Origin of the sequence: Accumulibacter sp. (assembly GCF_029255125.1) — a bacterium.
In the GTDB taxonomy this organism is placed as follows: Bacteria; Pseudomonadota; Gammaproteobacteria; order Burkholderiales; family Rhodocyclaceae; genus Accumulibacter.
The window spans coordinates 1-18,289 of record NZ_JAPUVR010000055.1 but is presented as its reverse complement, the minus strand read 5'-3'; the positions used below and the strand labels follow the sequence as shown (position 1 = coordinate 18,289).

At 64.5% G+C, this 18,289-nt stretch carries 18 protein-coding genes and 2 pseudogenes; 6 read left to right on the top strand and 14 right to left on the bottom strand.

Annotated elements, in window-relative coordinates; genetic code table 11:
• Positions 1-181 (top strand): annotated as a pseudogene (locus tag Q1L59_RS02730) (VOC family protein); the annotation flags it as partial.
• 324 nt (positions 182-505) lie between these two features.
• On the opposite strand, the gene Q1L59_RS02725 reads toward Q1L59_RS02730, so the two are convergent.
• From Q1L59_RS02725 to Q1L59_RS02705, 5 genes are all read right to left on the bottom strand, one after another.
• Positions 506-826 carry a hypothetical protein gene (locus Q1L59_RS02725; RefSeq protein WP_300327757.1) on the bottom strand — a complete coding sequence of 107 codons (321 nt, stop codon included), beginning with the start codon at positions 824-826 and terminating at the stop codon, positions 506-508.
• 58 nt (positions 827-884) lie between these two features.
• The gene (locus Q1L59_RS02720) at positions 885-1,019 is read right to left on the bottom strand and encodes a hypothetical protein (RefSeq protein WP_300327756.1); all 135 of its coding nucleotides are present in this window, start codon (positions 1,017-1,019) and stop codon (positions 885-887) included.
• A gap of 365 nt (positions 1,020-1,384) precedes the next feature.
• Positions 1,385-2,179 carry a trypsin-like peptidase domain-containing protein gene (locus Q1L59_RS02715; protein WP_300327755.1) on the bottom strand — a complete coding sequence of 265 codons (795 nt, stop codon included), beginning with the start codon at positions 2,177-2,179 and terminating at the stop codon, positions 1,385-1,387.
• A gap of 11 nt (positions 2,180-2,190) precedes the next feature.
• The gene (locus Q1L59_RS02710) at positions 2,191-3,441 is read right to left on the bottom strand and encodes a hypothetical protein (protein ID WP_300327754.1); all 1,251 of its coding nucleotides are present in this window, start codon (positions 3,439-3,441) and stop codon (positions 2,191-2,193) included.
• Between the two features lie 161 nt (positions 3,442-3,602).
• Positions 3,603-4,775 (bottom strand): S8 family serine peptidase, encoded by a 1,173-nt coding sequence (locus tag Q1L59_RS02705; RefSeq protein WP_300327753.1) that lies wholly within the window; start codon positions 4,773-4,775, stop codon positions 3,603-3,605.
• A gap of 259 nt (positions 4,776-5,034) precedes the next feature.
• Here Q1L59_RS02705 and Q1L59_RS02700 point away from each other — a divergent pair, with 259 nt between their 5' ends.
• From Q1L59_RS02700 to Q1L59_RS02685, 4 genes and pseudogenes are all read left to right on the top strand, one after another.
• Positions 5,035-7,467 carry a hypothetical protein gene (locus Q1L59_RS02700; protein ID WP_300327752.1) on the top strand — a complete coding sequence of 811 codons (2,433 nt, stop codon included), beginning with the start codon at positions 5,035-5,037 and terminating at the stop codon, positions 7,465-7,467.
• A gap of 72 nt (positions 7,468-7,539) precedes the next feature.
• Positions 7,540-8,514, top strand: coding sequence for a LysR family transcriptional regulator (locus Q1L59_RS02695; protein ID WP_300327751.1), 975 nt, complete (start codon positions 7,540-7,542; stop codon positions 8,512-8,514).
• Positions 8,511-9,293 carry a hypothetical protein gene (locus Q1L59_RS02690; protein ID WP_300327750.1) on the top strand — a complete coding sequence of 261 codons (783 nt, stop codon included), beginning with the start codon at positions 8,511-8,513 and terminating at the stop codon, positions 9,291-9,293. The genes Q1L59_RS02695 and Q1L59_RS02690 overlap by 4 nt, the downstream gene beginning before the upstream one ends.
• Positions 9,205-10,128, top strand: a pseudogene (locus Q1L59_RS02685) (ISAs1 family transposase); the annotation flags it as partial. The gene Q1L59_RS02690 and the pseudogene Q1L59_RS02685, both read left to right, overlap by 89 nt.
• Before the next feature lie 6 nt (positions 10,129-10,134).
• Here the strand turns inward: Q1L59_RS02685 and Q1L59_RS02680 are convergent.
• The 9 genes from Q1L59_RS02680 to Q1L59_RS02640 all read right to left on the bottom strand — a co-directional run bounded on the left by Q1L59_RS02680 (position 10,135) and on the right by Q1L59_RS02640 (position 17,940).
• Positions 10,135-10,320, bottom strand: a complete 186-nt coding sequence (locus tag Q1L59_RS02680) for a hypothetical protein (protein WP_300327749.1) — start codon at positions 10,318-10,320, stop codon at positions 10,135-10,137.
• A 255-nt stretch (positions 10,321-10,575) separates the two neighbouring features.
• On the bottom strand, positions 10,576-11,040 hold the full coding sequence (locus tag Q1L59_RS02675) for a nuclear transport factor 2 family protein (protein WP_300327748.1): 465 nt from the start codon (positions 11,038-11,040) through the stop codon (positions 10,576-10,578).
• Positions 11,037-11,864, bottom strand: coding sequence for an SDR family NAD(P)-dependent oxidoreductase (locus Q1L59_RS02670; protein WP_300327747.1), 828 nt, complete (start codon positions 11,862-11,864; stop codon positions 11,037-11,039). Before Q1L59_RS02670 ends, Q1L59_RS02675 begins: the two co-directional genes overlap by 4 nt.
• Positions 11,865-11,866: 2 nt before the next feature.
• The gene (locus Q1L59_RS02665; RefSeq protein ID WP_300327746.1) at positions 11,867-12,472 is read right to left on the bottom strand and encodes a DUF3833 domain-containing protein; all 606 of its coding nucleotides are present in this window, start codon (positions 12,470-12,472) and stop codon (positions 11,867-11,869) included.
• Positions 12,473-12,484: 12 nt separating this feature from the next.
• Complete coding sequence (locus Q1L59_RS02660; protein ID WP_300327745.1) at positions 12,485-13,870, bottom strand: MFS transporter; 1,386 nt, start codon at positions 13,868-13,870, stop codon at positions 12,485-12,487.
• Positions 13,867-14,463, bottom strand: a complete 597-nt coding sequence (locus tag Q1L59_RS02655) for a chalcone isomerase family protein (protein ID WP_300327744.1) — start codon at positions 14,461-14,463, stop codon at positions 13,867-13,869. Before Q1L59_RS02655 ends, Q1L59_RS02660 begins: the two co-directional genes overlap by 4 nt.
• The gene (locus Q1L59_RS02650) at positions 14,460-15,743 is read right to left on the bottom strand and encodes a cyclopropane-fatty-acyl-phospholipid synthase family protein (protein ID WP_366145613.1); all 1,284 of its coding nucleotides are present in this window, start codon (positions 15,741-15,743) and stop codon (positions 14,460-14,462) included. Before Q1L59_RS02650 ends, Q1L59_RS02655 begins: the two co-directional genes overlap by 4 nt.
• Entirely contained in the window at positions 15,740-16,582 is an 843-nt protein-coding gene (locus Q1L59_RS02645) for a DUF1365 domain-containing protein (protein ID WP_300327743.1), read from the bottom strand. Before Q1L59_RS02645 ends, Q1L59_RS02650 begins: the two co-directional genes overlap by 4 nt.
• Positions 16,582-17,940 (bottom strand): FAD-dependent oxidoreductase, encoded by a 1,359-nt coding sequence (locus Q1L59_RS02640; RefSeq protein WP_300327742.1) that lies wholly within the window; start codon positions 17,938-17,940, stop codon positions 16,582-16,584. The genes Q1L59_RS02645 and Q1L59_RS02640 overlap by 1 nt, the downstream gene beginning before the upstream one ends.
• A 92-nt stretch (positions 17,941-18,032) precedes the next feature.
• Here Q1L59_RS02640 and Q1L59_RS02635 point away from each other — a divergent pair.
• A partial coding sequence (locus Q1L59_RS02635; RefSeq protein ID WP_300327741.1) for a MerR family transcriptional regulator occupies positions 18,033-18,289 on the top strand: 257 nt, incomplete at its 3' end.

Below are 18,289 nucleotides of genomic sequence, written 5' to 3'. Positions count from 1 at the left end.
TCCCTCGGCGGGCGGCGGTACCTTGGTCTACTTCGGCTGTCAGGACTGTGCTGTCGAAGCCTCGCGCGTCAGCGCCAATGGCGGCATCGTCATCAAGGAAAAGATGTCGATCGGTCCGCACGGTTATATCGCCTTGGCGCGCGACACCGAAGGCAACATGATTGGCTTCCACTCGATGTAAGTCGTGCGAACCCTGCGCCAGGGATGAGGCCGGGTCACGCGCCGCCGCGATCCGGCCCAAGGCTGGGAGGGGAAAGAGGGTCAATTGGCGCTCCAGGGCTGGGACCACAAGCGGTGGGTCGTGGTCCTTCGTCGTCCGCTCACCCGCGAGAAGGTGGCACAGGCGGAGAGCGACCAGTTGATGCTGTCGTTCATCGAGGCCAAGCGAAACACTGGCGTTCCGCTGCCGACGAGGAGGCATTCGACATCTATCGCCGCCATCTGAGGCCGGATGGCTTCATCGCCGCGCACATCACCAACGCCTGTCTCAACCTCTACCCGGTGGTCAATCGCCAGTATTTCGACCCGGACGGCAGGCGGCGACTTCCGCAGCGGCGTGGCCAGCCCGCCCGGCCGCCGGGATCGATCGATCGATGTTCACCATGGATCGATCGATGTCTGGGATGGAACGATCGATCTCCGGGGTTGATCGATCCATGTTTACGGTTGATCGATCGATGTTCCGCATTGATCGATCAACCTCCAGCATTGATCGATCGATGTTCGGGATCGATCGATCGACCTCCGGCATTGATCGATCCATGTTCCGGATCGATCGATCGACCTCCGGCATTGATCGATCGATCTGCGCGATTGATCTTCGCATGTCCGGAATCGATTGCCCCATCGCCGGAGTTGATCGACCGAGCGCATGGTTTCGGCCGTCAAGTCCGCCAAGGGTGGCGTTGTGCCACTGAGCGGGCCGCGGCGCCATCTTCGAGGAGCGTTTCGAGCGCTTCGCGCAGGCTGCCGGGATCGTCGAGCAGGGCGAGCAGCAGGGCGAGCGGCAGGCAGAGCAAGCACTCGCACGTCGCGCAGCGCGCTACACCAGGGCGAGCCGACGTCAGCGCCGCCTGTCGCGCCGGCCCGGGGCCGCCGCTGTGCGAAATGGTCGATGCCGGGCAGCGCGAAGTCGATCGGCAAGCGCAAGCGGCACCGCACTACGAATTCGATCCGCGCATCGCCGGGCAAAGGCCGCACGAGGACGATCCGATCGGCCTCGGCAAGAACCGTCCGCACCCTGGGTCACCCCGGCGGCCTCGTCGGCCACGGCGGCGACCCAGGGTACAGGGATCCTTGCATTATTGATAAGGCCGCAGCGTTTTGCCGACTGCAACGCTTTGAGTTCAAAACTCAGCACGGAAGTGAATGAATCAGTGTTTCTCTAGCGCCACCATCCGGTCAGGATCTGGAACATCGGTCGAGTAATCCGCACGCCAAGGTTCTCGCGCAGGTTGCCGTACGCATGCACCCCAACCGCTACGGGGTTGCCCGCAGCGTCGAGAGCAAACACGGGGCTACCGCTTTGACCTGGGATGGTATCGAGGCCGTAGGCGATCAGATTCGCATCGACGCGATGGATCGTGCTTTGGTCATACCACTGGGTGCCCCATGGCCGGTCTTCCGGATAGCCCGCAGTGTACACGGCGTGGTGCCGCAGCACAGCATCGTCCAGCGCCTGAAAGCCGAAATAGCCCAGCGACTGCCCCAGAGCCTGAGGCAGCCAGATGACACCGATGTCCACTTCGGCTCTGCTCGTCTGCCGCCAGAGATCAAGGGTAGCAAAGCTCGTCGAGGTAAGGGAGCCCCACGGCGCTGTGTTCCCGTCGCGACCAGGGATGACCGTTACCGATGCTGCAGCGTAGCCATGGGCTGACGAGTACAGGTTATGCGCCGCGGTCAGCACGGTCGAAGGGCCAGCCAGCCAGCCGGTGCCGGCAAATTCGCGCCCCTGCGCGTCGGTCATCACCAGATGGCAGATCAGGCGCCAGGGCGGCTGGCGTAAATTGGGGGACGGCTGTCGATTGTCTCGACCAAGCACGTCCCGCGGGCGGAACTCTTCCATCGCGTCGATGCCGGAAAGTCGCGTTGGCGCGGGTGCCGATTCCTGGGTGAAGCGAATGGACTGCACATCCGGAAGGTGCGCCGGACGACTGCATTCTTGGTCCTCATGATTCATGGCTCGTTTTCCTATTGAATGGGCAAGCAGCCAGCGCAGGCTGGCGGAGAAGGCGAAATCGTTCCGCGGTGGGGCTCGCCGGGCCTAGGCTGCACCGCCGGCTGCCCGGCAGCGTTCGCCTTGGCCGCGGACTTGTTGCTATTGTCTGGTCGTCGTCCGATTTCCCCAGCCAGCAGTGCGATGCCACGACCGCCGGGCGGGGGCGAGCTTCGCTCCTGCCTCAGGGCGTTCAGCTCATCGCGCAGACCCTTGAGTTCCTTGGCCATGTTGACTTCACTCTCGGCCAGCTTGACCGCGTCTGTGTTGTACCCGATGCGCAGTTGAATCAGGGTCGAGGTTGCGGCAAGAATCCCCCGATACACGTCGAGCGGCCATTCGACCAGGGCTAAGGCAGAACTGGGCTTCTTGTTCTCGGCACTCGTGATCTGACCGCTTTGCAGCACTACCTTGTGCTCGGTCTTGACGAAAGGGGCCCGCTCGAGCGGCAACACGATTGGCGGCCCCCCATTGGGAAGCTGCACGACGGTACTGCTGAAAAAGACGCCTTTGATGGCAAGGTCGATCTGATAGGGTTGCAGCGCCCGATGGCAGATGCCCAGTCCGCAGTCAGCCGACGGGTTGTCCGCGCCGTTCGTCCTGGGCGATTTCTGCCCCGTATGCAGTGCTGTTGCCTTGACCAGCACTACCGCGCCGTCACCTGTGGTCGTCCCCTTCAGTGCTTTCACCAGTTTGTCCGCAGTGTCGCATTTGACTGCATCCGTTCTGTCCTTCTTGCAGCCTTCCTGCCACAGCAGCATGCGCTGAAACACGACCTCTTGCAGACGGGCGACCATCTCCTCGTTGCGCGATTTGATGGTGTCGTCCACTTCCCCGTCCGGATCGTACACGCCGCTAAAGAGGAGCGTTTCACCGGGTGAAAGCGCGCTGCCTTCCGGATGTGGAGCAGCGCCGGTCTTGAGCAGTTCCTTGAGCACGGCCAGGGTGTTGTCCGTACTGGTCGCCGTCACCCCGGTCAACAGGCCGGTCGCGCCATCGACTTCTATCTTGACTTCGTCACTGCTGAAGACGTTGCTCGGGTTGTGCGCGAAATAGCGCTGTGCCGGATCGCCGACCAGCTTGGCCGACTCCACGCGCAGCGTCAGGAGGCCGTCGGACTCGGCCAACTGTACCGGCAGCAGCGCTTTCGGTAGCATGTAAGCGACGCCGCGCCGTTGCATTGAGGCGGGCTCCGGCGTACTGCTGACGATCGCGCAGCCGCTCAAGCTGAAAACGACGGCCGCGGCCGCCAGGAAAGACGTTCGGTTCATAAGCATTCTCCCTTTTCCTTGCTGCGCAGACAGCCTGCCGGGCGATCCAAAAAGCGATTTCGGGTGTGTCGCCGCTTGCGACGACGAACATGATGCTGCGGATAGGCGGTCGGTACTCATGGCTGCGGCGCCAGAACCAGGCCGGCCCCGACATCGAAAGGATCGATGCCCGCACCAAGGTCGTTGAAGCTTGCCTGACCGATGAGCTTGGCCGTCAAGTTCAGCGCGTTGAAACTGCCCACTTCGGCCAGACGTTCAGCCCACAGCGCTGCAACGCCGGCGACATGGGGGGCGGCCATGCTGGTACCGCTCATCGTGAGCAGGCCGCCAGCCAGCCCGGCCGATGCAATATCGACGCCCGGGCCGCAGATGTTGGCGCCGGTATTCGAAAAGTCTGCCACCGCCAGACCGGAATCGCTTCGTCCGACCGCGGCAACGGAAACGACTCCGTCGGCGACCGCCGGCGGCGCCACGGCGATTTCAAATCGTGGGTCTTGTCGGCGCCGACTTTCATTTCCCGCTGCCGCAATCAGGATCGACCGGTTGGCTTGGGCGCGGATCAAACTCGCCAGCCGCTCGAAAAGAAGGACGTTGGCCCGGTATCCCTCGAGTGCTCTCGATACGGCCAGTTCCTCGGGGAAACCGTCCCGTTCCCGCAGACGCCGAGCAAGGCCTGGAAAGTCCATTCCGAGTGACATCGAGATGATATGAGCCCCGTTGTCCACAGCCCACAATATGGCATTGACAATCTGCTTGCTGGAGCCGCCGCCGCTACCGAGCACCTTGCCGATCAAGGCTTTCGAGACGCCATGGGCAACTCCGATACGGGTACCCGCGACGGACCGTCCGAATATCGTACCGGCGCAATGGGTGCCGTGCCCATGCTGGTCGGTATCGGCCTCGTTCGTAAAATTGCGCTGGATCAGCGTTACTCCCTGAAAAGCCGGATGATCGGCCTGAATGCCGGTATCCAGGACGGCGACGACGATGCCCTTTCCAGTGCACCGGGAAGTGTCTGCTCTTACGGCCTTTACTCCCCACGCCACATCTCCCGCTTCGCCGGCGACAGTAGCGCGCCGGAGCACCGGCTCGACCAGCTTCATCGGCATCACCGGCGCCACGGCAAGCACATCGGCGTCGCGCGTAACGAGGGGTATGTCGCGTCGGTTGAGATCTTCCATCTCGACGCGGACATCGGTCGGCGTCGGAGCGCCCAAGGCTGCCGGGTTGGCAAAGACATCGCGCGTCGCCAGACGCGAACTGCGCAGGACCAAATACTCGGATTTCATCAAAATCTCCCCAAAGTTGGGTGAGCGGTCCACGGAGAAGCCTCCGACTGCCTTTGGCGTTCGCCGTCGAGCCGACCAATTGTGACAACAGGTTCACGGATGCCCGACCAATCGCGGGCGGCGAGCCGATGAGTCTGCTGCCGACCGACGAAAAAGCAATTAGCTCAATCCCTCAAGCGGCGCAGAATATGGCGCAAGGCGAACGCCCTGGGAAGCGACCACCGTTAATGACGGGCATTAGCAGGTCGCTCCACGCTTTTTGCTAATTGCCTTCATTAGCCGACAGTGCTTGCCATGCACCCGGTGTCCTGGGCGATCATGGCACTCTGCGCAGGAGGTTAACGTGGAGCAATGGCCGCTTTGTTGGGAAGATGACTTTCAGGGCAGCGCGCTTGCTGATCACTGGATCGGTGGACACGCCAACAGCAGTCGCGAAGGCCGCATAGCGGTCAACAGCGGCCTGCACATAGCGTTCGTAGCGGGGCAGGAGTACGCCTCCTGTGGTGTCGTGACGCGCCAGCCCGTGATTGGCGATCTGGACGTGCGCGTACAGTTCTCTGTCGATAGTCCAAGTCAAGGCAGTACACTGGAACTTGCTGCGCTGTCGATCGACCCTCCGCGAAATTCGGGTTTAGACCAGGATCAGGCTGATCGCTACACGCGTAGTCGGGTGTACGATGTGCATGGAGCACCGCCCTACGTCAGCAGCGAGTTCGATGAGAACGACGGCTGGCGAATTGCCTGGAATCGAGGCTCGGCGCAGACGCTGGTCGATGCGCAGGGCAGGCCGATGTCGGACAATCACTTCAATCGCTACGGCAAGAGCATCCAGCCTCCGCCCGCGGGCCCGGTCTGCGGCTGGTTGCGTTTGCTGCGCCGAGGCCCGCATTGGACCGCCTATCGACTGAACCTGGACGACGGCGCCTGGCAGCAAACAGGTGAGGTTCTGCACATGAACCTTCCCGACCCCGTGTTCCTTCGTTTGGCCGCCAAGCATTGGGTCAAGGAAGGCAACCCGGCGCCGGCGAAGCAAATCGTTTTTCAGCGCTTTGAATTACGGCTTCCCTCGCCAAGCGGGCAGCCACCCGGCAACGAAACGAAGACGGCCCCGCCCGTGGCGAACACAACGCCACTCGCACCCGAGGCTCCGCCAGAAGTACGGCTGATGCAAGAGGTGCGTGCGTGTCGAGAGTGCGACATATTCAGCCGCACTTCGCCGTATGGCCCTTTCCTGCGCGTGCGGAGAAGCCCGCCCGCTCCCGGCGACGATCCGGAGGACGCCGCAGTAAGGGGGATGGCGATGATATGCGACTTCGGACAGAGCGAACCAGCGGCTTTGTACGGCTGTCGCAAAGCGCCGGTGATGCTGATCGGTATCAACCCAAACCTGCCCAACCATTTCATCATCCCGCGGACGACTGCTGACCTGGAGCACTGGCGTAGCGGGTCGTATCGTGTACTCCGCTTTCATCGGACTGATGCCGACTACGCTAAAGCCTGCCGCCACGCACCCGAAGCGCCTCTGGAAATCGCCGATGAAGCAGCGCTCGAGGACCTCTTGCGGAGTGACCTGACGATGCTGGTAGCGCCGCAAAACGGTCGCATCGTCGGCAGTGACGAAGGCCCCGAAAGTTCGCAACGCGAGCCTGAACGCCGCCATGCTCGATTGCTGCTGGAAATGGCCGATGGCACGCGCTCGGCGTATGAATGGCCGCCGAAGCAGAACGAGAGCTGGGGATCTGAGGAAAATCTGGCCATCGTGCGCGGCCGCTTCGCCGTAGGTGAGGTCGTCTCCGGCTTCATTGATCGCTCGGTCATCGGCCGCGAAGTCCGCGTGCGAACCGGCCGCGAGGACCGCTATTACGGCAACGCCAAGCGGCTGCTGGCTGCTTTGGGTACGCATCTGAATGCCTCGCTGGTTCTGGGCGAAGACATGTCTTTGCACGATGTCGTGGCGTGTGCCAGCCCCGGCTGGGATGCGAAGTGGAAGCTACCGTTGTCGTCAATCACTGCTAACTGCGTGGGCAAGAACCGTTGGCTGCATCGGCAGATCGAGCAGAGCGACCCGAAAGTGCTGCTAATCACCAGCAGAACCGCACTTGGCCTGTTCGCCGACAGCGCTCTCGGTAGACTGTCGACGCCGCTTTCCCAGTTGCCGGAAAAGGGTGGTGGGCGGGAGGGCTTGTTCTTCCGCGTCGCCACCGAGGGGCTGTGGTGGGAGAGAGAAGTCGCTGGAGTGCTGGTAAGAACCCGCATCGTGCTGGCACCACACCTCTCGTACAATGACAACCTTATCCCGCACAGCTACTTCACACAGGAAAAATGGCTTGAGTTTCAAGGAATTAACCCAGATGCGGCAGACTGGCTCAGCGCCCAGGTGCGCGCGGAATCGAACCGTCCGGTCGTGGTGCCGGTTGTTTTCGGCGAGGGCGACGTGATGGTTTGCCTTGACTCGAATCAACTTTGGACGGCGCTGAGCGAGCGCTATCCAGATGCGGAAGCAGCGCTTCGCGCGCTTTGGATCGACCCGCTCAACCTGATTTCCGGTGCGATTGCCTCTGAACTCACGCGGCTTGGCGTTGGTCAGACCGCGGGTGCTCGCTTGACGCGCAACGCCGGGCCGTGTACGTTCTGTCGCAACCGCTGGTGGACGATCGGCGATGGCTGTGACTACGGCAAACCCAGCGAGTGATACCGAATGGTGGGTCTACTGGCCAGAGGTCATCCGAACCTGAGTTGCGCAGTCTAGGAGGGGGGACAAGACATGGGGTGGACCGCGAGTGACTTTGAGCGACTCGATCCGCGGCTTTTTCGATCGTTCCTGGCCGTAGTCAAGACGCAAAGCTTTACCGGTGCAGCGGCAGCAGCTTCCCTGACGCAGGGAGCCGTCAGTCAGCAAGTGGCAAGACTTGAGGAGCGCATCGGCGTACAACTGTTCGTCCGTGTTGGAAACAAGGTATTGACGACGCCTGCCGGCCAGTTGCTGACCGAATATGCGCGGGCCTATATGGAACATGCCACGCATTTTCTGGAACAGATCAACGAGGAGTTTGAGTCTTTGCGCGGCACTGTCCGTTACGCAATGCCTGAAAGTTGCATTCACTCTCCGCATTTCAGCCGTCTGCTCGACAGACGCAAGTCGCATTCGGAGATCGTCCTGGCGATTGATCTCAAGCCGTCCGCCGGCGTTCTGGCTGACTTGATGAATGGCGACATCGACTTTGGGTTCGTGAGCCAGGAGGTCAGCCAAGCGGCCGTCGTAAGTTACCCGTTCTGTTTCGAGGAGTATGTCCTGCTCCAATCGGCCGTCGACGAAGCCCTCACCGGTCCTGTCACGCTGGACGATTTGTTGGCGCTACCCATGGTCGTCTACCCGAGCATGCTGGATTGCCTCAACCGGTGGATCGCGGTTTACCTGGCGGAGTCTGATCCCGTCAACCTGTTGGCCTTGCGAGTCACCGGAGAGTTCAACGACATGCGTGGCGCTTTGGCAATGGTCGAAGGCTGTCTCGGATGTACGGTGATGCCGCGTCATGTCGCCGCCCCAGCCTTGGCGCAAGGTCGCCTACGGGAAATCATCCCGGCACATCACGAAGGCGCCGCCTCCTTGGCTCAGCAGATGGTCTGGATCGTCCGCTTGAAGGAACGCCACATGCCGGCGAGAGTCAGGCGCGTGATCCAGTGGTTTCTCGAAATGCACAGCGAACTTCGGCCCGTGCCCGAGGAGTTGCTGCGATGAAGGAGCAAGGGGGCATCCGCGTTTGGCGCGGCTGGCGGAAAGAGACGGTTGCTTGGGACAAGTTTATTCGCCATCTGGCAACGATCTTCATTCCGGCAACCTGGCAGGTCATGGGCCGGCTCGGCCTTCGTCTTTACGTCCCGAGCGTGCTGCCCGAGAGCAAACCAGAAGGCCTGCCGGACGAGGTGGCTTTGCTCTTCTATCCGAGTCAGTCAGCGTACCTGGCGGCACGTTCCAGGAGTGCGGCCGGTCGGGCTTATGGCTTGCTGCACGAGGCAGTGTTCGCCTTCACGCCGGAGCGGAGATCGACGTCGACGACAGCGGTAAGCTGGTCGCCGGGTCAGCCCGCTCCTTTGCAGGACCAGCCCTTCCACCGCCAAGCGACGGGAAACGGCTGCCGTTTCTGCGCAGCACAACGGGTCGTGTTTCTTGCGTTATCGCATCAACAGGCGCCCTCGGCAATGCCGGGAGCACTGTTTGCCGTGCTCGGCCAGTGTTGCGACGAAGCGGTCGTCTACGGCGAAAACGCATTCACTCTGGCTTGGCTTGCGGTAAGAAACGCGGGCGAGTTCGATCGCGGCATGCTGGCTGCCGAACTCGCCAGTCGTTTACCCGCCAGCACGCTCGTTGCCGTGCACGTTGCAGAGAGGATGCAATTCCAGGTGGACTACTTCGCCGAGTTCGACGGTCTTGCGCTGCAATCTGATCAGACCCTTTTCTTCCTTCCCGCTGACCGTATTCCGGAGGGCATCAGCGCCAGAGCCTCGGCACTCGAATAGCCTGGTCTCCTTCGTCATACTCGGCTATTGGGCGTACAAGAAGGAGGATTGGCTGCGTCAGTTCCTGCCGCTGAAGAACGGCGTCGCGTCCGAGAAGACGTTCCTGAGGATCTTCCGGGCGCTGGAACCGAAGCCATTCGAGGTGGCTTTCCGCCGCTGGGTTGCTCAGGTGGTCGGGAGCCTCGCTGGCGGCATCGCGGTCGATGGCAAGACCGTGCGCGGGTCGGGCAGCGGCGGTGAGCGCGCCATTCACATGGTCAGTGCCTTCGCCACGGAACCGGGTGTCGTTCTCGGCCAGGAAAAGGTCGGCGCCAAGAGTAATGAGATCACCGCCATCCCGGAACTGCTCCAGGCACAGCAGATCAAGGGCTTGCTGGTCACCCTTGACGCCATGCGGTGCCCGAGGAACCTCGCCCGTCAGATCACCGACCAGGGCGGCGACTACCTGCTCGCGGTCAAAGGGAATCAAGCGGCGCTGCTGGAAGGCATCCAGACTGATTTCATGGATCAATGCTGATTTCATGGATCAATACCAATCGGAAGCCGTCGACCGCCAGCGCCAGGTTCACAAGTCCCGTGGTCGGGTCGTCGGCCAGATCGCCTCGGTCCTGCCCGAAAAAGAACCGCTGACCGGGCCGATTGGCCCGCGTGCAAAACGATCGGTCTGGTCGACGCCTTGCGCAAGGTCGGCGACGAAGAGTCGAACGTCAAGCGGCGCTATTACACCAGCGCTCGCGAGTTGACCGCCGAACAACTTGCCGTCGCTGTGCGCGGCCATTGGGCCGTGGAAAATCGGCTTCACGGGGTGCTCGAGGTCAGCTTCGGCGAGGATGCCGGCACCCTACGTAAGGACACTGCCCCACGGAATCTTTCCCTGCTGAAGAAGATCGTTCTCAGACGGCCGGGTGAGCACATCGGCCAGTTCTTCGAGCAGCGCCGTGCTGATGTAGAGCTGAATGCTGAAGCGCTGGCTGATGGCGGCCAGCAAGTGATGCGGCGGGCTGCGCCACAGCAGCGCCGACAACACCACGTAATGCCGGCGCGATGGCCAGCAGGCGAAGGTGACCTAAAAATGCCACGCATCCCCGACAGAGGTGGCCCCGGAAATTCGATCAGCGTATCGCCTGGTAAAGGCCGCACGAGGACGATCCGATCGGCCTCGGCAAGAACCGCTTGCACGCCGGGTTGCCGCAGCGGCCTCATCGGCCGCGGCGGCGACCCAGGGCTGTCCTGGTGCGGCGACTCCGGTATGGGTGATGGCGGAAACGGATCGAAGCGCGCGTCAGGAGCTGTCGTTGTCAGGGACGCGCAGCCGTCGCGCGGCGGCTCGCGCGAGTACGCCAACAATCGGCAGCTTGGCGTACAACTCGCCGGCAGCGTCCCAGTAGTCACGGTGCAGGAGCACGCGGCCGTCGGGGGCGAAACGCAGGTGCGTCGTGCCCGCGATGCGGTGCTCGCCGCCGCCGAGCAGCGGGCTACGAAAACGCAATTCCCAGCGGAGCATTGCTTCGTCGACCGGCGTGTCGCCGCTGGCGGCAAAGCGGCCGGTGACGACGAAACGCGGCGAATCGAGGCGCTCGAACATGTCGGCGAAGATGCGCGCGATTGGCCGCTGTCCGACGACGTCGTTGAACGGGTCCACAAAGCGCGCGGCGTCGTCGTAGAACTCGGACAAGCGGTCGAGCGTTGCCGGGGTCAGCGACTGGTAGAAGGCGACCAGCGCGTCCAGGTGTGCAGCAATGGTCATCGCGGCTTCTTCCGGGCGATGTGGGCGAATAGCGGCATCGACAGAGCGTAAGGCAGTATGGCGGCGATCTTGAGCAGGCGGGTGAAGCGCGTCGGGAAATGAATCTCGAAGCGACCGCTGGCGAAGCCGCGCACGATGGCCTCGGCGGCTGCTTCCGGTGGCATCAGCGCAGGCATTTCGAAATCGTTTTGCGCGGTCAGCCTGGTGGCGACGAAGCCGGGATTGATCGCCCAGACGCCAAGGCCCTGCGGCGCGAGATCAAGGTACAGACACTCGGCGAAGCGGATCAGTGCAGCCTTCGAAGGGCTGTAGGCGAGCGCTTGTGGGAGCCCGGTGTAGCCGGCCACGCTGGCCACCAGGGCGATACCCGAGGCAGGCGCGGGTGTGGCAAGCAGGCGCGGGGCCAGACGTAGCGACCATTCGACGGCGGCGGCGTAGTTCACCGCCAGCATGTGCCGCGCCGCCGGCAGCGCCGTTTCGCCTTGCCGGGCGTCGAGCGGCTGGTAATCGCCGGCGAGGTAGACGCCGACCGAGGGCAAGGGCAATTCGCCCGAGTCGAAACGCGCGAAGGCAGCATCGAGCGCCGCGCTGTCCGTCGCGTCGAGCGCCAGCGTGCAATGTCCGGGTCCAAGCGCCCGGGCGAGTTCGGCGAGTGCCGATGCGTTGCGCGCCGACAGCACGAGCTTCGCGCCACGCGCTGCAAGCGCGTGCGCCAGCGCCTCACCGATGCCGGCCGAGGCGCCGAGCAGCCAGACGCGACGGTTCGTCCAGTCGGCGATGCGCGGGTTGCCGCGCGGGATCGCGGCAGGCGGTCCGGGGGGCACGCTCAGCGCCTGCGGAAAGAGAGGCTTACTTCACCCAGTTCGAATCCCCACTTCGACATCGTTGCCCGGTTGATCATCGTTTGCTCGTCGATGAGAAACATCCAGTCGTCGAAGTGTACGTGCCAGGTGCGGCCGTCGACCGGCAGCGCCAGCACGTATTTCCAGTGCAGCGCGTTACCGGCGACTTCGCCGGTGGCCTGGCCGACGACGTCATCGGCGTGGCCGAGGTAGCTGCCGTTGGCCTGCCGGGTGAGCGTCCACACGCGCTGGCTCTTGCTGCCGTCGGACCACGAGAAATGCTCGTCGAGGACGCCGGTGTCGCCTTGCCATTTGGCGTCGATCACGACGTGGAAGCGCTTCACGACTTCGCCCGAGCGCTTCTGAAACATTCCCCATCCGTCAATGGTGCCGTTGAAGTAGGTGCGCAGGTCGAGCGCAGGCGCCTCGGCGCGGTACTGTTCGACCGCTACGCCGGTACAGCCGGCAAGCGCCAACGGCACCAGGACGGCAGCCAAGATGGGCGCCAGGGCTGCGCGGAGTCGCCGGATCGGTCGGCATCGGCGGGCAAGGGTTGGCGTGGGGTCGGCGATGGCGGTGATGACGTTCATCAGGGGATTCCTTCAGGAGGCGGTCGCCGAAGGCGCGTCACGACGCATCCGGCGATGCCAGCGGCTAAGGAGAAGTGCAGCGGCGAGCTTGCCGGCAAGTGGCAGCCCGCCGTAAAGCAGCGCCAGCGCGCCCGGTTCGACGCCCGGCCGGTAGCCGCTCCACTCGAGCAGCGGCAGCGCAATGCCGGCGGCAAGCGCCAGGTTGAGCTTGGCGACGAGGTTCCACACGCCAAAAGCGCTGCCGCTATCGAGACCCGGCGCGGGCGCGCCTTCGCGGCGAGCCGGCTGCGTGCCGGCGGTGTCCGGGCGCTCGCTGATCTGGGCAAGGTAGGCTGCCGGCAACGCCAGGTCGGCGCCAAGGGCAAAGCCGGAGAGGACGCAGATGGCGCCGAAAGCGGCGAGCTCGCCGGCGCCGAGGAAGGGCGCCAGGGCAAACGCCGCGCAGGCAAGCAGCATGCCGTCGCGCCAGGCCGGAAGGTGTCCACGGCGTGCCGCGTAGCGCACCCAGAACGGCAGGCCGATGAGGCCGGCGGCAAAATAGGCAGTCAGGAAGACTCCTGACCACGCTTCGGCGTGCAGAACGTCGGCGATGAAGAACAGCACCAGCGTTGCCGGCAGGGCCGAAGCGACACCGCTGACGGCAAAAACGAGCAGCAGCCGCCGGAATTCCGCTACGCGGCCCGCGGCGGCCAGTCTTTGCCAGAGGGCTGCCGGGCGATGGCCGCCAGCCGGCAGCCGTTCTTGCCGCGTCGCCTCCTCCAGGCGGCGGCCGCTGGCCAGGCTGAGCACGGCGGCCACGCCGAGAAGCAAGGGGAAGCCCCAGGACAGCCGCGCGAGCCCAACTTCGAAGCTTGGCGAGAGCAGCCCCGGCAAGGCAGCGGCGAGGAGTACGCCGACCAGTCCCCAGCCTTCACGCGCCGCGGTCAGCCGCGTGCGCGTCGTCAGGTCGCCACCGATGTCGGCTCCCCAGGCGCAGTAGGCAACGTTGAGCAGGCTGAACGAGAGGTAGGTCACGGTCAGCGCGCCCGCCAGCCAGGGCAGCCCGGCACCGGCTGGCGGGTTGAACAGCGCGAGCATGCCGACGGCGAACGGAGCGAGGGCGGCGAGCATCGAAACGCGGCGCCAGCCAGGCCGGTCGGAGAGGGCTCCCAGCCAGGGGTCGACGAAGGCGTCGGCGAGTCGCGCCGCGAAAAGGACGCCGCCGAGCAGTAGGAGCGGGATGCCCACCGCATCGCCATACAGGCGCGGCAGGTGGACGTAGATCGGCAACGCGGCGAACGCCAGCGGCAATCCCAGCAAGCCGTAGCCGCCGACCGTCCATGCGCTGGCCCGCCTGCCGAGTGCGGCTGGTCGCGGCATCGCGGCGGCCGGCTTGGCCACGGTCGGTGCGCTGATCATCGCGAGGCGCCCGTTCCGTTTGGCAGTCCGAAGAGCTGCGCGCGCAGCTCGGGATCGCGTGTTTTCGGGTCGAGCCAGATGCCGAAGAAGCGGCGGGCAAACTCCGCGTCCGCCACTTCGCCGGTGGTTGTGCCCTGGTGCAGAAAAACGGCGCCGCGGCCCGGCTGGTGCAGGCCGGTAATCACCTCGCCGGCCTTCACGTCGGGAAATACGCGGGCAAGGTCGTCCTTCCAGCGTGCGAGTTGTGCCTCGGTTGCGCCCAGACGGTGCATTTCGCGCAGGCTGGCCTCGACCAGCGTGTCGCCGGAGAAGTCGCGGACGTAGCGCAGCGTCAGCGCGTGCGGTGCGGCCAACACGGCAGCGTCGCTTGGCGCCACGCCGGCGGTCCACAGCGTCGCCCGGTAGAGGCGCAGGCCGAGGAAAGTGGTTTCCCCGCTGCCACGGCGCTGCCAGTCCACGCCGGGCGGCAACAGGCGTGCTTCGCGGGCGCTCGGGCGCTGGCTGGTGCTTGCGCCAGCGCTGGCCGTTGCCGGCGCTCCGGCGATCGACAGCGCGACGAGGAGGCCGAGGAAAGGGGCGCGTGGCAGGGTCATCGGGCGTGCTGGAGCCGGTACTGCACAACGTCGGTCGACCCGGTCGCAAAACCGGCCTGGCAGTACGACAGGTAGAAGTTCCACAGCCGGCAGAAGCGTTCGTCGAAACCCTGCGCGGCAATTGCATCCCAGCGGGCGTTGAAGTTCTCCTGCCAGCGGGCCAGCGTCTGCGCGTAGTTGGGGCCGAAGGCGAGCGACTGATCGATCGCCAGCCCGGCGCGCCCGGCCAGCGTGGAAAAAGCGGCCGGCGACGGCAGCATGCCGCCAGGGAAGACGTAGCGCTGGATGAAGTCGGTGCCGCGCCGGTAGTTGGCGAACAGGTGGTCGGCGATGACGATCGTCTGCACGAGCGCTCGCCCGTGTGGCTTCAGGCAGCGCGCGAGCGTACGAAAATATGCCGGCCACCATGCCTCGCCGACCGCCTCGAACATCTCGATCGAGACGATGTGATCGAACGGAGCGTAGCGGGCGGCGACGTCGCGGTAGTCACAAAGCAGCAGCTCGACGCTCTCTTCGAGGCCGAGCGCGGTCATGCGCTGGCGGGCAAACGCCAGTTGCGCGGGCGACAGGGTGATCCCGGTGACTCTTGCGCCGGCCTCGCGCGCGGCGACCTCGGCGAAGCCGCCCCAGCCACAACCGATCTCGAGCACTCGCTCGCCTGCCCGGATGTCCAGACTGCGTACGATGCGACGGTACTTGGCAAGCTGTGCGTCTTCCAGAGTCGCCGCGCTGTCGGCGAAAAGCGCGCTTGAGTAGCTCATCGTCGGGTCGAGCCATTGCTGGTAAAACTCGTTGCCCAGGTCGTAGTGGGCGGTGACGTTGCGGCGACTGCCGCGGCGGCTGTTGGCGTTGCAGGCGTGCCGGACGCGCTCGGCGAGCAGAGGCAACCAGCGCCCGTACAGCGCGCGGCGAAGCGCGTCACGGTTGCGGTTGAGCAAGGTGAGCAGGCCCGAGAGGTCGTTGCTGTGCCAGCGGCCATCGAGGAAGCTTTCGCCAAAGCCGATGTCGCCGCGGGCAATGATTTCCGTGAACACCGCCCAGTCATGCACGGCAAGGACGATCTCGCGTTCGCTGGTGGCAGGCAGGCCGTGGCGTGAGGCCGCACCGTCCGGCAGGATCAGCGTTACCTGTCCACCCGACAAGGTGTCCAGTAGCTGGCCAATCTGTCGTGCCGCGCGCATCTCGCGTGCGGACGGCGAGGCCGCACGCACGGTTGCCGCGAAACAGCCGACGGCAGCCTCCAGCGGTGATGGAAGGGAGCGAGAGGCGAGCGTGTTCATGAAGAGGTCTCCTCGAGCGGGGGAACTGGTTTTCGGAAGAAGGTGACGCGTTTGCCGAAATACAGCCTGGCTGCTTGCCAGTGGATGCGAGCGATGACGCCGACGGTAAACAACGGGCGGGTGATCACGGCGAGCGCAACGGTGCGGGGAGTGAGCGGACGCGGCGAGCCGGCAATTGCCGTGCGCAACAGGTCCCCGTCAGCGTCGGCGTAATCGATGTGCACCGTTGGCTGGGCGGCGGCGAGGGCAAAGCGGAAGACGTAGTGACCGCGCACCGGGAAGAACGGTGAGACGTGGAAAACCTTGTCGCGCGCGAAGCAGTCGCCGTCGGCGATGGGCCGACCATCCGCGTGTGCCAGCAGGTAGTTGTGGTGCTCGCCAAAGGTGTTATTCACTTCGGCCAGGATGGCAGTCACCCGCCCGTCGCCACGGCAGGCGTACCAGAAGCTGACCGGGTTGAAGACATAGCCGAGCATGCGCGGGAAGGTCTGTAGCCAGACGGCGGTGATTTCGGCCGCGCGCGCCTCTCCGAGCGTGCAGGCGACCAGTTGACGCAGCCAGGGCAGCAGCGGTGATCCATCGCGCGCGCCGTGATCGCGTTCGTGAAACGACACCAGCGCCGCCCGGTTCACCCCGAAACCCGGGCAGTTGGCCGCGGCGAGCGCGTGCAGCGGCAGCACGCAGTACAGTACCGGGTAGGCGAAATGGTGGCGCACCGGCCGCAGGCGGGCGTGAAAGACCTTGCCACACAGCAGCAGCGGCTGATTTCCCGCCGTGCCGAAGAAGGGAACGCAAGCTGGGCCGCCCGATGCGCGGGCGGGTGTGGCCATTGCCTTCATCAGGCCGCCTTGCCGATCGTGGCGTGCTTGGCCGCGGTTGCGCCCGGCAGCGGGCCCAGCGTTTGCCACGGCGCGCGGCACCCCAGGGCGTTGGCGACGTGCATGGCCGATTTGAGCCCGTCTTCGTGGAAGCCGTAGCCGGTCCAGGCGCCGCAGAACCACACGCCGCCGTGTCCCTGGATGCTGTCAAGGCACTGCTGGGCGGCGATCGCCGGTTCGTCGAAGATCGGGTGGGAGTAGTCGAAGGTGCCGAGGATGGTCTGCGGAGCGATTCGACGCTGCGGGTTGAGCGTCACCACCACGGGTGTCGCTACCGGCAGTGGCTGCAGCTTGTTGATCAGGTACGAGACGCTGACCGGGCGGTCGTTCGGCGAAGTCGCGTGTGCCTGGCCGAGGGGCGGTTCGGCGAGGTAGTTCCACGCTGACCAGAGCTTTTGCTCACGCGGCAGTTGCGCTGCGTCGGTGTGCAGAATGGCGCGGTTCGGCTGGTAGCGCACAGCGCGCAGCAGCTCGCGCTCGGCCGGCGAAGCAAACTCCCCGAGCAAGGCGAGAGCCTGGTCGCTGTGACAGGCGAGCACCACCTCGTCGAACACCTGGCGCTGCCCCCTGGTCTCGACTTCGACGCCATTGCGCCGGCGAAGTACCGACCGCACGCTGCATCCGGTACGCACGCGCGCAATGCGGGCCAGCATCTTGCGCACGTATTCGCGCCCGCCGCCGCACACGGTGCGCCATTGGGGCCGGTCGTCGAGCTGCAGCAGGCCGTGATTGCGGCAAAAACGGGTGAAGGTGGCAAACGGGTAGTCGAGCATCTGGCCCGTCGGGCACGACCAGATGGCCGCCGCCATGGGCAGCAGGTACCAGTCGCGGAACGCGCTCGAGTAGCGATGCTCCTCAAGGTAGTGGCCCAGGCTTGGGCCTGCCTTTTCAGGATTTGCCTCGAGCCAGCGCGTGCTTGCCTGGTTGAAGCGCACGATGTCGGCCAGCATGCGCCAGAAGTCGGCGCGCAGCAGGTTGCGACGTTGGCCGAAGAGGGTGGACAGGCTGGTGCCTGCCCACTCGAGGTCAGGTTGCCGCAGGCTGACCGAAAAGGACATCTCGCTGGCCACCGAGCGGACGCCGAGCGCATCGAACAGCGCGCAGAGGTTGGGATAGGTGCGCTCGTTGAATACGAGGAACCCGGTGTCCACCGGAAAAATCCTTCGATCAACCTCGACGTCGACGGTATTGGTGTGTCCGCCGACCCACTCACCGGCCTCGAACAGCGTCACGTGATGGCGTTGCGATAGAAGCCAGGCGGCCGAGAGGCCGGCAATGCCGGATCCAGCGACCGCGATGAATTTTGCGGGGGTGTCCATCGGCTGTTCTCGTGTGTACAATGTATGTCCTGGACAAAATGGATTATGCGACCTAGAATAGGCTCTCATCGCGTCTTTGTCAAGGATGTGTCTTGGACAAAATTGAAAATGTGAACTGCTCGGGATTGCCGATTGCGGTCGTCGAACGTGACACCGGCATCGGCAAGGATACGCTGCGCGTCTGGGAGCGCCGCTACGGTTTCCCGCGCCCGTACCGCGACGCTTCTGGCGACCGCCTTTACCCGGTCGACCAGGTGGAACGGCTGCGACTGATCCGGCGTCTGCTTGATCTCGGGTATCGACCGGGCCGCCTGGTCGGAGCGGAGGATGCCGACCTGGCGCAACTTGC

Coding starts and splice junctions, on each gene's coding strand:
- Q1L59_RS02645 (WP_300327743.1), bottom strand. CDS start 16,582: ATGAAGGCAATGGCCACACCCGCCCGCGCATCGGGCGGCCCAGCTTGC.
- Q1L59_RS02650 (WP_366145613.1), bottom strand. CDS start 15,743: ATGAACACGCTCGCCTCTCGCTCCCTTCCATCACCGCTGGAGGCTGCC.
- Q1L59_RS02665 (WP_300327746.1), bottom strand. CDS start 12,472: ATGAACGTCATCACCGCCATCGCCGACCCCACGCCAACCCTTGCCCGC.
- Q1L59_RS02695 (WP_300327751.1), top strand. CDS start 7,540: ATGGGGTGGACCGCGAGTGACTTTGAGCGACTCGATCCGCGGCTTTTT.
- Q1L59_RS02660 (WP_300327745.1), bottom strand. CDS start 13,870: ATGATCAGCGCACCGACCGTGGCCAAGCCGGCCGCCGCGATGCCGCGA.
- Q1L59_RS02655 (WP_300327744.1), bottom strand. CDS start 14,463: ATGACCCTGCCACGCGCCCCTTTCCTCGGCCTCCTCGTCGCGCTGTCG.
- Q1L59_RS02675 (WP_300327748.1), bottom strand. CDS start 11,040: ATGACCATTGCTGCACACCTGGACGCGCTGGTCGCCTTCTACCAGTCG.
- Q1L59_RS02715 (WP_300327755.1), bottom strand. CDS start 2,179: ATGAATCATGAGGACCAAGAATGCAGTCGTCCGGCGCACCTTCCGGAT.
- Q1L59_RS02725 (WP_300327757.1), bottom strand. CDS start 826: ATGCGAAGATCAATCGCGCAGATCGATCGATCAATGCCGGAGGTCGAT.
- Q1L59_RS02705 (WP_300327753.1), bottom strand. CDS start 4,775: ATGAAATCCGAGTATTTGGTCCTGCGCAGTTCGCGTCTGGCGACGCGC.
- Q1L59_RS02640 (WP_300327742.1), bottom strand. CDS start 17,940: ATGGACACCCCCGCAAAATTCATCGCGGTCGCTGGATCCGGCATTGCC.
- Q1L59_RS02690 (WP_300327750.1), top strand. CDS start 8,511: ATGAAGGAGCAAGGGGGCATCCGCGTTTGGCGCGGCTGGCGGAAAGAG.